Source organism: Bacteroidota bacterium (assembly GCA_039111535.1).
Classification (GTDB): domain Bacteria; phylum Bacteroidota; class Rhodothermia; order Rhodothermales; family JAHQVL01; genus JBCCIM01.
In genome coordinates, this window is sequence record JBCCIM010000203.1 from 1 (window position 1) to 11,713 (window position 11,713).

Annotated in this window: 9 protein-coding genes; 5 read left to right on the forward strand and 4 right to left on the reverse strand. The window is 51.1% G+C overall.

What is annotated here, in order from left to right:
• The 4 genes from AAF564_22510 to AAF564_22525 form a co-directional block, all read left to right on the forward strand.
• The coding region (locus AAF564_22510) for an IlvD/Edd family dehydratase (GenBank protein ID MEM8488339.1) at positions 1-1,635 on the forward strand (1,635 nt) is incomplete at its 5' end.
• A 49-nt stretch (positions 1,636-1,684) separates the two neighbouring features.
• Complete coding sequence (locus AAF564_22515; protein ID MEM8488340.1) at positions 1,685-2,440, forward strand: SDR family NAD(P)-dependent oxidoreductase; 756 nt, start codon at positions 1,685-1,687, stop codon at positions 2,438-2,440.
• Positions 2,441-2,511: 71 nt separating this feature from the next.
• Positions 2,512-3,309, forward strand: coding sequence for an SDR family oxidoreductase (locus AAF564_22520; GenBank protein ID MEM8488341.1), 798 nt, complete (start codon positions 2,512-2,514; stop codon positions 3,307-3,309).
• Between the two features lie 55 nt (positions 3,310-3,364).
• On the forward strand, positions 3,365-4,312 hold the full coding sequence (locus AAF564_22525) for an NAD-dependent epimerase/dehydratase family protein (protein MEM8488342.1): 948 nt from the start codon (positions 3,365-3,367) through the stop codon (positions 4,310-4,312).
• 297 nt (positions 4,313-4,609) lie between these two features.
• On the opposite strand, the gene AAF564_22530 is transcribed toward AAF564_22525, so the two are convergent.
• From AAF564_22530 to AAF564_22540, 3 genes are read right to left on the reverse strand one after another with little or no spacing between them, the layout of a single operon-like run.
• Entirely contained in the window at positions 4,610-5,950 is a 1,341-nt protein-coding gene (locus AAF564_22530) for an amidohydrolase family protein (GenBank protein MEM8488343.1), read from the reverse strand.
• A 51-nt stretch (positions 5,951-6,001) separates the two neighbouring features.
• Positions 6,002-7,384 carry an amidohydrolase family protein gene (locus tag AAF564_22535; GenBank protein MEM8488344.1) on the reverse strand — a complete coding sequence of 461 codons (1,383 nt, stop codon included), beginning with the start codon at positions 7,382-7,384 and terminating at the stop codon, positions 6,002-6,004.
• Between the two features lie 48 nt (positions 7,385-7,432).
• Positions 7,433-8,800 (reverse strand): amidohydrolase family protein, encoded by a 1,368-nt coding sequence (locus tag AAF564_22540; protein MEM8488345.1) that lies wholly within the window; start codon positions 8,798-8,800, stop codon positions 7,433-7,435.
• A gap of 415 nt (positions 8,801-9,215) precedes the next feature.
• Here AAF564_22540 and AAF564_22545 point away from each other — a divergent pair, with 415 nt between their 5' ends.
• Positions 9,216-9,413 carry a type II toxin-antitoxin system Phd/YefM family antitoxin gene (locus AAF564_22545; protein ID MEM8488346.1) on the forward strand — a complete coding sequence of 66 codons (198 nt, stop codon included), beginning with the start codon at positions 9,216-9,218 and terminating at the stop codon, positions 9,411-9,413.
• A 113-nt stretch (positions 9,414-9,526) separates the two neighbouring features.
• On the opposite strand, the gene AAF564_22550 is transcribed toward AAF564_22545, so the two are convergent.
• A complete protein-coding gene (locus AAF564_22550) occupies positions 9,527-11,368 on the reverse strand; it encodes an AAA family ATPase (protein ID MEM8488347.1) in 1,842 nt (613 codons plus the stop codon).
• Positions 11,369-11,713 lie beyond the last annotated feature (345 nt).

The window sequence follows — 11,713 nt, forward strand, 5'->3', positions numbered from 1 at the left end:
CAGGGCCATCCCGACCATATGTTTGATGGGCGCCCCGTCATCGGTATTTGCAATACCTGGTCGGATCTTACCCCCTGTAATGCCCATTTTCGTGAGCTTGCTGAGCATGTGAAGCGCGGTGTTTATGAAGCTGGAGGATTTCCGTTTGAGTTTCCTGTTATGTCGCTGGGTGAAATTCTGATGCGACCAACCACCATGCTTTACCGGAATCTGGCGAGCATGGATGTAGAAGAAACCATTCGTGCAAATCCGCTCGATGGCATTGTGTTGTTGACAGGATGTGACAAAACCACGCCATCAACGGTAATGGGCGCCTGTAGTGTGGATCTGCCCACCATTGTATTGCCAGGCGGACCGATGCTTAACGGGAAATACCGGGGAGAAGACATTGGCTCCGGAACGGATGTGTGGCGCTTTAGCGAAGATTATCGCGCCGGCCAAATTTCGGAAGCTGACTTTTTTAATGCAGAAGCCTGTATGTCGCGTAGCGATGGGCATTGCATGACCATGGGGACAGCCTCTACGATGGCATGTATGGTTGAGTCGCTGGGGCTTACCCTGCCGGGTGCCGCCGCCATACCCGCGCCCGATTCGCGCCGGCGTCGCGCTGCACACATGACAGGCATTCGGATTGTTGAAATGGTGCACGAAAACCTGAGCCTTTCAGACATTCTGACGCGTGAAGCTTTCGAAAATGCCATCAAGCTCAACGCAGCCATTGGTGGTTCTACAAATTTTGTGATCCACCTTACAGCTATTGCCGGCCGGATTGGCGTAAAGCTGGAACTGGAAGACTTCGATCGCCTGGGGAGTCACTTGCCGCTGCTCGTAAATCTGATGCCTTCCGGCAAATTCCTGATGGAAGATTTCTACTATGCCGGCGGCTTGCCCGCAGTCATTGAAAAAATGCGGGATGAACTGCACCTGAATGCATTGACGGTTACCGGGAAAACCCTCGGCGAAAACAATGCAAATGCGCCCTGTTACAATGAAGAGGTAATCACACCGGTTGATGATCCTGTCATAGAAAATGCTGGCATCGCTGTTTTGCGAGGCAACCTTTGCGAAGATGGCGCCATCATCAAACCTTCTGCAGCATCACCTGACCTGATGCAGCACCGGGGTATTGCAGTTGTGTTTGAAGACTATGATGATTACCACGCCCGCATCGACGACCCGGCGACAGAAATCACCAAAGATTCGGTCATCCTGCTCAAAAATGTAGGACCCCGAGGATATCCTGGTATGCCAGAAGTAGGCAATGTTGGACTGCCTAAAAAAGTGCTGGAAGAGGGCGTGCGCGATATGATTCGGATTTCGGACGGCCGGATGAGCGGAACGGCTTATGGTACAGTAGTCCTGCATGTTTCTCCAGAATCTGCCGTTGGTGGGGTGCTGGCGCTGGTGAAAAATGGCGATGTAGTTGAGCTCGATGTAAAAAATCGCCGGCTCCATCTTGATGTGCCCGATGAAGAACTGGAAGCCCGTCGTGCTGCCTGGACGCCGTCCGCGCCGCACACCAGTCGCGGATACGTTAGCATGTACATGAACCATGTGATGCAGGCAGATAAAGGTGCAGATTTTGATTTTCTGATTGGTGGTTCGGGAAGTGAAGTGCCCAAGCCGAACCATTGATCTGGCGTAGCAATGCCCGTTTTAGTTTAATCCCTCCCCCAGCTTTGCAATGATGAATAGATTTGAAGGGCAAGTAGCCATTGTCACCGGTGGTGCCAGCGGCATAGGTGCTGGCATTGCTATGCGTCTTGCTCGCGAAGGTGCTGCGGTCAGCCTGTTTGATACAGATGAAATGAAGTTGGTGACGCAGGCCCGCGCAATGAAAAAGGAAGGCCTCAATGTAGATGCTTTTGCCGTTGATATCACGTCAGAATCGCAAGTGCAATCGTATGTAGAAGAGGTGGTGCGGCGTAATGGGCGACTCGATGTTATGATTCACTGTGCCGCGGTTGTTGGGCCCACGGCTACCAATATTCTCGATTACGAAACTGAAGCGTTCAGGCGTGTGGTGGATGTAAACCTGACTGGTGCGTTTATCATGACAAAACATGCAATCGCACCGATGGTTACCCAAAACTATGGACGAATATTGCTGATTGCATCGATTGGAGGCAAAGAAGGGAATCCGGGAATGGCCGGCTACGCATCGAGCAAATCGGGTGTGATGGGGTTGGTGAAAGGGGTTGGCAAAGAGTATGCAAAAAGTGGCATCACGGTGAACGGCATGGCACCGGCGGTCATTAGTACGCCGATGAATGCAGAGACGTCTGATGAAATGCTGCGCTACATGACAGCAAAAATTCCAATGGGCCGGCTAGGGACGGTGTCTGAAGTTGCCGCCCTTGCTTGCTGGATTGTCTCCAAAGAAGCTTCGTTTAATACAGGATTTGTGTTTGATATTTCGGGTGGTCGCGCCACGTTTTAGGCGCTATGGGTAATCCGCAGGTGAACAGCACACGTTGCTTGGTTTTATCAAAATGCATAACCATGGGTGACATGTTTAAGGATCAGGTAGCCGTTATAACCGGGGCAGGCGAAGGCATCGGTTTTGAGATTGCGCGCCAATTGGCAGCGCAAGGGGCGCAAGTGGTACTTAATGATATCGACGCTGACAAAGCAGCTCAGGCTGCAAAAATGATAGGCGATGATGGCGGCACGTGTATGGCTTTGCCTGGAGATATTGGGAAAAGTGAAGTTGTGAAAGAACTCGTCAACCATGCTGTTGAGACGTACGGCCGGGTCGACCTTGCCATTGCAAATGCTGGCATTACCATTTGGAATGATTTCCTCAATTATCGTCCGGAAGATTTTTATCGCGTTATCTCCGTAAATCTTGGCGGTTCCTTCTTCCTGGCGCAGGCGGCAGCACGGCAAATGATCCACCAGAAAAGCGGAGGGCGCGTACTGTTGATGTCATCCGTAGCCGGACACCAGGCGTTGCCCTACCTTTCTGCTTACAGTATGACAAAAGCCGGATTGGAAGGACTCGCCCGTAACCTGGTTGCTGAACTCGCTCAGCATCATATTACCGTAAATGTCGTTGCACCCGGCCCCACCATTACGCCGCGCAATGTCAGTGATGATCCTTCTTATGAGACCGTATGGGGCAACGTGTCACCGACCCGCCAGGCATCAGTACCTGCAGATATAGCACAGGCTGCGCTCTTTCTGTTGTCGCCTGATGCAGGGCAAATTACCGGACAAACCCTTATTGTAGATGGCGGCTGGACCAACGTGAGTCCGGCGCCTTCGTTTGATTTTGTTCAGACTAAAAAAAAGGCTGAAGAATCATAACCAGCGTGTTGCGCTGGCGGTATTTCTATTATTGATCACCAAGTCCCCCAACACTATGCCTACCTATCTAGTAACCGGTGCCATGGGGTGCATTGGCTCCTGGGTCATGCATCATCTGGTAACACGTGGCGCTCAAGTTGTCAGTTTTGATTTGGGTGATGACAGGCGCCGGCTCGATTTGCTCATGTCGCACGAAGCACAACAGGCGATCGCATTTGAGCAAGGAGACTTGCGAGATGGCGACCGGATCAACGCCCTGGTCGAGAAACACAAGGTGGATCGGATTATTCACCTTGCTGCGTTACAAGTGCCATTTTGTAAAGCTGATCCGGTAATGGGGGCTGCGGTTAACGTTGTAGGTACCGTAAATGTGTTTGAAGCCGCGCGCAAATTCAACATCCCGCATATCGCGTACGCTTCGTCGGTTGCTGTTTTTGGGCCACCATCCAGCTATCCTAATGGACTGATCAGCGATGCGGCGCTAACAGATCCGCATACCCTGTACGGGGTGTACAAAGTTGCAAACGAAGGTACGGCGCGCGTGTACTGGCAAGACCACCAGATTAGCAGTACAGCGCTACGCCCTTATACGGTTTATGGCGTCGGGCGCGACCAGGGCATGACCAGTGAACCCACCAAAGCCATGCTCGCAGCTGTCAAAGGTGAGGCGTATGAAATAGGGTTTAGCGGGACCATGCAATTCCAGCTAGCTTCCGATATTGCGCGGTATTTTATCCAAGCAGCTGACCGCGCCGGCGATGGAGCACTTACGCTTAACATTGGCACAGAAGCATATTCCGTTGCAGCTGTTGTCGACCATATCAAAGCAGTCAAGCCCGGTGCTGACATCCGCTTTAAGCAAAATGATTTACCCTTTCCTGAAGGATTTACGGGCGAAGCACTCAAAGCTTACCTGCCAGATTTCCAAGAAACATCTTTGGAAGCAGGCATCGCCCAAACCATTGCACACTTTGAGCGCAGTGTTGCAGCCGGATTGTTATAGACTGTTTTTTCGTGTTTTGTGTTTTCGTACTTCCGTCGTGCGCTATTTAAAATTGCACGCGTGACAATACCTGTCATCGACCCCCATCACTCATGCGAATTAAGGGTTGCGTCTAATTCCGAATGTTGAGTGATGTTCATTAGCTGCAAAAGAGGCAGGCCATAGCATTGATACCTGTGCAGAAATAGTGCAAAACAGAAGCACGGAAATACGAAAACACGAAAAAACTAAAATCATGCTTTCAACCCTTACTCTGCCTCATTAGGCACTAGGCCACAGCGCGTTAGTCCCAAGTCATCACCCAATAGGCTCTTTAATATCTGGTGACTTTGGCTGCTCGTCGAGACCAGGTTCTCGCTGCAGAAATTCATCGTAGAGACGTGTTTGTCTGTTTTCGAGTGGAATCTGCCAGCCGTCGATAAACACATGATTGATTTTCGTCTTGGGCTCAAAGGGGTCGCCATCAGCAACAACCACGTTGGCCTTTTTGCCGACTTCCAGCGAGCCAAGCCGATCTGCAACGCCAAAGATTTCAGCCGGCGCCATGGTGACAGCGCGCAACGCAGCTTCGCGGCCCATGCCGTAAGTCGCGGCAAAGCCAGCGTTAAACGGCAGGTTACGGACGTTCTCCGCTTCACCAGTACGGATGGCAACTTTGACACCCGCCTTGTGCATCAGGCCGGCATTCTGGTACGGTTTGTCGAACCGGTCTGCCTGTCGGGTTGGCGTGGAAAGTACCGGGCCAACCAGACAAGGAATACCTGCTGCAGCCAACGCGTCTGCTACACGCCAGCCTTCAGCTACGCCGCTGAAAATGGGCTTTTGAATGTTGTTGTCTGCAACCCATTTGATGGCAGAGCGAATATCTTTGGCCGCATTTACCTGAATAATCAGCGGCATTTCGCCACGAATAACGGGCAGGAGGGCAATTAACTGGGGGTTGTACTCGGGCCGGCTGGCTGTATTGGGTGATGCTTTGTACGCAGCATCAATTTTTTCATACAGCGTAGCTTGATTCCAGGTATTGTTGAGCTTCTTGAAAGCTTTGTCTGTGGCTTTTTTAATGTCTTCATCTGAGCGACGATCAAACCGGCTGCGACGCCCTGAGCGCGGGTAGCTCATCATCATATACTGCATGCCTGCAACGCTCATTTGCTCCGGTGTGTAGCCGTGCAGATTTATCATGGCTGCTTTACCTGGCAGCATGCCGCCGGAAGGCTGGGTGAGTACGGTTGTGACGCCGCTCACACGGGTAACAGGAATGGCTACGGCATTCGGGTTAACGGCAGTAATGGCTTCCACATGTGGTGTAATGTCGCCGTTTTCCCTGAAGTCTACCGTACGCGGGACAGCAGAAATTTCAACCAGCCCCAACTGGGTGCCGGCATCAATCATACCCGGGTAAATCGTCTGGCCGGCGCAATCTATCACAACGGCGTCATCCGGGATTTCAACATCAGCCCCGATGGCAATGATTTCGTCGTTGCGAATGATAAGCGTGCCGTTTTCGATGACGCCATTGGTCACCGTTTCGATACGCGCATTGGTAAGTGCAAAGGTGCCCCGTTTGGCTTTGGGATCGTCTGCCGGCGCAGTGATCAGCAGGAGCGTAGCAACAAAAGTGAGTAAAATATTCATGGCCTTAATGGCTAGATGTCAGCAAAAATGGAGCAGTAAAAATTGAGCAGTTTACTGGTCGGATTCCAGCAGTTCGTGAAAATGGCTGTTGGTCAGTGCGCCTTCCATGCAACGGTGATGGTCGTGATGGTCGAAGATAAGAGCTTCTTCAACGGGGCGGTTTGGGTCAACCATAAGACGCATGTCATCTGCGTCATTGTTGATGTCGAATTTCAGGTTGCCGTCAACAATGGTTTGTTGCGGGATCGCATAGATGGAAAGCGGATGCGCGTTAAATACTGCGAGATCACCGTCTTTGCCGACTTCGATTGATCCAACCTGTTTTTCAATCCCAAGTTGTTTGGCAGGGTTGATGGTGATGAGCGCGAGGGCTTCATCGTCGGTGAGGTCGCCATACCGCTGGGTTTTGGCTGCTTCGTGGAATAGGTGGCGAATGAGTTCGCCAGAGTCGGAGTTGATCGACGTTACCACGCCATTTTTTGTCAGGATTGCAGCGTTGTAAGCGGTCGAGTAGTACACCTCAAATTTGTAAGCCCACCAATCAGAAAAGACCGAAGCCGAGGCGCCAAATGCAGCCAGTTCGGGCGCAACCTTAAAGCCTTCATTGACATGCTGGAACGTCACTTTGTTGACGCCAAAGTCGCCGAGGACTTCCATGAGCATGAGTATTTCATCTGCACGGTAAGAATGCGCCTGCACAAGGATTTTACCGCGCATGATGTCAGCAAGTACTTCCATGCGTTCGCTGTATGCCGGTGGTAGGGCACGGGTATTGGTCAATTTCTCCTTTTCGTATGCTGCCCAGTCGTCCATGTAGTACGTGGCCCGTGTAAAGGCGTCACGCAGCACCATTTCTACACCCATACGCGAAGACGGGTTGATGCCGGCGCCGGCGCCATGCACGCGCGTTGGATTTTCACCAAGCGCAAACTTGATCGTGCGGGGTGCGCCGGCAAGCTTGAGATCGTCGGGGTGTGTGGCACCATAGCGCAACTTCAGGGTCTCGCATTGCCCGCCAATCACATTGGCAGAGCCGTGCATGGCGTGAATGGTTGTCACACCGCCAGCGAGGGCGCGGTAAATACTCACGTCAAACGGATTGATTACGTCTTCTACAGATACTTCCGACGTGACCGGGCTCGTGCCTTCGTTAATTGAGCTCAACGCAATGTGCGAATGTGCGTCGATGATGCCCGGCATAACAAACTGGTCTGTCGCATCAATTTCCTGTACACCACGGGGCGTACTCAATCCGGGGCCAATGCGGGTGATTTTGCCGTTACGGATCAGTACGTCGGTGTTTTTTAGAGTGCCATTGGTGACGGTAATCACTGTCCCGTTTTTGACAATGATATCGCCTGGTTGCTCTTGTGCCTGTACCGGCAGGGCAAGCAAGAAGGCGCAGCTAAGCAGGATGCTTCGTAGGTGGTTCATGTGAAACTTCATTTTACAGTCAATAGAGGCGACGGTGCGCAGGCTTTGTTAGTTGTTGTAAGTGAAGCGCTGACCATCGACAAATACGTGTAGAATTTTAGTGTCTTCCTCAAACAGGGGGCCATTGGTGACAACGAGGTTGCCCATTTTTCCTTTTTCCACGGTGCCAACGCGCCTGGAAAGGCCCAGTATTTTGGCCGGGACTGTTGTCAAAGCTGCAAGCGCAGCATCTTCCGAAAGTCCGTTGTTTACCATTTTTCTCAGGTTCGGATGGATATCCGTCGTTTTGACGTCTTTGGTTGTGAATCCAAAATTCAGGCCGGCATCATAGAGGGTAGCTGCTGTTGCCAGATATTCATTGTAGAAGATCCGCCGGCGGGTATCGAGGTTGATCCGCTCGTTGTCCGTATTGGTGTGATCCGTTACGTGTAGTGAAGGATCATAGTTTGAGATGTCAACCTCAAGAGAATCTTGCATCACCTTCTCTTTAGGCGCTTCCGGCATTTTGAGGGTGAGGAAAAGCGGAACGCTTGCATCGAGCAACAGGTCAACCGACTCAAAGCCCCCGTAAAGTCCGCTTAGTACGAGGGGATAGCCAAGATTGGTTTTCAGCCGCAGGGCCCGGTAAATGTCGAGCGGTCCTGTTGTGTGCATGTAGATCGGTTGTTTACCGTCAAGCACAGGGAAGAAAGCATAGTGCGCAGCATCAAATTCTGGTCGTGGCATACTGGCTGAACTTGACGCATACTGTGCTTCGAGTTGTTTGCGCCGCGCCGCTTCGCGGTAGAGCTGCCGCATTTTTGCCATGACACCCATAGGCGTTGCCGGGTAGACACCCTGGGCACCGGTGAGTTGGGCAAAAAGCGAAACATCTTGCTGTAGAATCATCGCTTCAGGTACTTTGCCGGCAAGCAGGACAATGGCGCCTTTGCCAGGCAACATACGTCCTTGCGGCACCACGTGGGCTACTGTAAAGCCGGCCTTCCTCAGTGCTGCAACAGACTTCAGCGATGCATCTAATTGCGAAAGCGCAGTACGCGCCGGTTGAATGCCTGCCCTGTCATTGGGAGGATTTGCACGGCTTACCTTTTGGCTGCCCGTGTTCGATGGCGGCTTAGGGGGTGTTGGCATACCGGCGTGGGAGAGTCCATCAATAAAGCCGGCATAAACCGTCAGACTGTCGCCGTCAATGCGCGCAGCATCAGACGGAATTGCGACGGATGGGCCTACAGCTGTGATTAATCCATCGCGGATAACAATGTTACCTCGGCGAATAACCTGGCCGGGTTTCTGGACGATCCGCGCCCCCTCAATGGCAACGGTTCGTGTAGCCACAGCGACAGAGTCGAGCGATTGCGCTGAGGCTAGAGCCGGCAGGAGGCAAAATAAAAGAATGAAGGTGGTGATAAAACGCATGGTGATGCGGGGTAAAGAGCAAAACATTTGCTGCGGTATTGGAATAATGGAGCAAGCTCAAGAACGGTCTAATTCAAATGACCTGCAAGGCTATTTTGCGTGTTTTTTCGGAGTTTCTTCGGCCCACGGCCCATAGAAGCGGATAACGAAAACGCATGGATGCGACAAAGCAAAGCGCTAAAAAAGACAGATGTCATGCATTAAAAGACGCTATGCTTTTGTCTCGATCAGGCTGCACGGCCTCCGTAGAAAAGATCACAGGCAGTTGCGCCTGAGTTTGCGTATACGAACACCAATAGTTATCCGGAGATTTGCAAGAAATTGCCGACTATGGGAAACACAAGTTCTGCTGAGATTTGTGCAATTCTGTTAGAAATCAGACTACCTGTCTGCACACAAACATCTGGACATATTTATGTATAGCACCAAGGGAATTGAATCTGTTGCCACCATTACCGAGCTGCGCTCCAAAACCTCGGAATTGGTAGAACATGTAAGGTGTCAAGATCGAGGTATTCTGATCCAGAAAAATAACGACCCGTATGCCGTGCTGATTAGTTATGAGTTGTATGCACGACTCCTGGAAAAAGAGACTGGAGGGGAGAGAAGCTAGGTGGGGAGTGCGGATCCATGACTCGGTAGCTCCTTTTTGAATATCGAATATCGAACAAGGAACTCCGAATCTCGAAGGCAAATTCACTCACTCCTCACTCCTCACTCCTCACGCTAGATCAAATGCTTCAGGGCTTCTACGCGCTGGACAATATTTTCCCGGCCTTGTTTACGGTACTCTTCAGGGAGCAGGGCTTTGTTAGTACATTCGAGGACGGCAACCAGCGACTGCATTTCCACTTCCAGCGGATAGGTTGGCGGAATGAAATCATCCACAACGGCCTGGATGTGCGCCGGCGTGACTTTGCCTTTGGCATCTTCTGCAGCAGCCCGGAATTTTGCCCGCGTAAAGAGCGCCTCCATGTCTGCACCACTAAAGGTGCGGTCGCCATTCAGGAGGGCTTCAGGAATTTTGCTCATCGGCATATTTATGCCGGTGCGTTTCATCATAACCTTCAGCAACTCTTCGCGGTCTTCGCGTGCTGAGGGGTAGAACAAGGCGAGATGCTCTTCTGCACGGCCCTGCCGTTTGAGGTCAATAGGCATAAGGTCGGGGCGTGCCGTAACGAGGAAGAAGATGATGCGGCCACGGTGTTTGGAATTACTCATGAAAGAAGCAATCTGCCCAAACACGCGCTGTGATACGCCTGAATCGCCAGAGGCATCGCGGTTACCCAGCATAGCGTCGGCTTCATCAATCATGACTGCTACAGGCGTCATGGCTTCCAGCAGGTTTAGGATTTTTTCGAGGTTACCCTCTGTTGCGCCCTGCCATTGCGAGCGGAAGTTCTTCAGTTTCACCATCGGGATGCCGATTTCGCCGGCAAAGCAGGTGATCATGAAGGTTTTACCTGTACCCACAGGGCCACTGATGAGATAACCCATCGGCATAACATCAGGCCGGCTGTTTTTCAGGGCCTTGGCTGCCTGGCGAAGGTGCTCTTTTGCCTCCTTGTGGCCGGCGACAAGATCGAGTGTATAGTCGGTCTCGACAAACTCGAGCATGCCGTACGCTTCTGCCTCGATAAACTCTTTTTTCAGGTCAGACAGTACTTCAAACGAAAGATGGGTCCGGTTTTCCATTACATCCGCGAGGATTGTGCGGAGCTGGATGTAGCCGAGGCCGGCGGTATTTTGAGAAAAGGCTGCTGAAGGGACGTCTGAATGCTCTTTGAATTGCTTTTCTCTGCCCTGGACGTACCAGGATACAAAAGCACTCCGTTCTTCGGCATCAGGCAGCGCAATCTGAATTTCCACGGTATGTGGACTCTGGACCAGCTGTTGGTTCAGGTCCTTCAAGTTTTCAGTGAGCATGCAGATGGTGAAGTCATGCTCGATAAAAAGCGGATCGTGCGACCATTTCTGCATGAAGACCAATGCATTGCGATCTTCAGAAGAATACATAGAAGCTTCTGCCATCGGTACGACGGTTTCTGCGTAATCGATAATTAGTGCGATACGCTTGCCTTCGTCTAGTCGCAGGCGGAAGTAATTTTCAAGTACAGAAAATACACGTACAGGGTCTTTCGGCAGCTTTTGTACGTAATCGGTGCCAAAGATGGTGTCGTATCCAGAGAGTGCCCGATTGAAGTCTTTTTGCGACGCCTGGTCGGCAAAGTGGATGCCGGCGGACCGGTCGTAAAACAGGATGATGTCGCGGGCAGAGAAGAGGTCATCTACAAGAAACTCGCGCAATGGGATGTATACCGCTTTGTCATCGTCATCAAGAGACGGGACAAAGTCGCGTACGTTGCCATAAAGGATAAATTCGTTCACCGTTTTGGTGAAATACTTACGCGCAAATTCTTTGGCCCAGCCCGGATAATGCTGGGTATACTGGTCTATGGCGAGGGTAGGTTTGGGCTCACTCGCTTTTTTAGGCGCAGCTTTACCGTTGCTGGTAGATTTTTTTGCAGGAGTGTCTGATGCTGTAGCTGGTTTCTTTCTAGCCGCCATATGGTCGTTTTACTGGTCTGTAATCCGTGAATGCGAGGGATGTATGAGCAATTCGATTCTCTGGGTCGAAAGTTTCACACTATATACGCGATGCACGTATTCTGGTTTGATTTTAACAGTACGTCCTGTATGTGTAGCACGTCTAAACTTGTAAGCGTTAGTGAAAAGATTAGGATTATGCGATCCGTAGCCCCAGATCATGAGCCTTTTTGCCTCAATTCGTGTGAAATGAGTAGAAAAGATGATAAATATTTGTCTTTATGTCAGTTTTTAGTGGAATAACACGCTTGTAATTATTGTAGTTATTGATTAAAAGTATTAATGAAGCCGAATTTCTGCTTTTTC

What these genes read in the sequence shown, in the direction of transcription:
- AAF564_22515 (MEM8488340.1), top strand. Translation starts at nt 1,685, where the DNA reads ATGATGAATAGATTTGAAGGGCAAGTAGCCATTGTCACCGGTGGTGCC.
- AAF564_22520 (MEM8488341.1), top strand. Translation starts at nt 2,512, where the DNA reads ATGTTTAAGGATCAGGTAGCCGTTATAACCGGGGCAGGCGAAGGCATC.
- AAF564_22525 (MEM8488342.1), top strand. Translation starts at nt 3,365, where the DNA reads ATGCCTACCTATCTAGTAACCGGTGCCATGGGGTGCATTGGCTCCTGG.
- AAF564_22530 (MEM8488343.1), bottom strand. Translation starts at nt 5,950, where the DNA reads ATGAATATTTTACTCACTTTTGTTGCTACGCTCCTGCTGATCACTGCG.
- AAF564_22535 (MEM8488344.1), bottom strand. Translation starts at nt 7,384, where the DNA reads ATGAACCACCTACGAAGCATCCTGCTTAGCTGCGCCTTCTTGCTTGCC.
- AAF564_22540 (MEM8488345.1), bottom strand. Translation starts at nt 8,800, where the DNA reads ATGCGTTTTATCACCACCTTCATTCTTTTATTTTGCCTCCTGCCGGCT.
- AAF564_22545 (MEM8488346.1), top strand. Translation starts at nt 9,216, where the DNA reads ATGTATAGCACCAAGGGAATTGAATCTGTTGCCACCATTACCGAGCTG.
- AAF564_22550 (MEM8488347.1), bottom strand. Translation starts at nt 11,368, where the DNA reads ATGGCGGCTAGAAAGAAACCAGCTACAGCATCAGACACTCCTGCAAAA.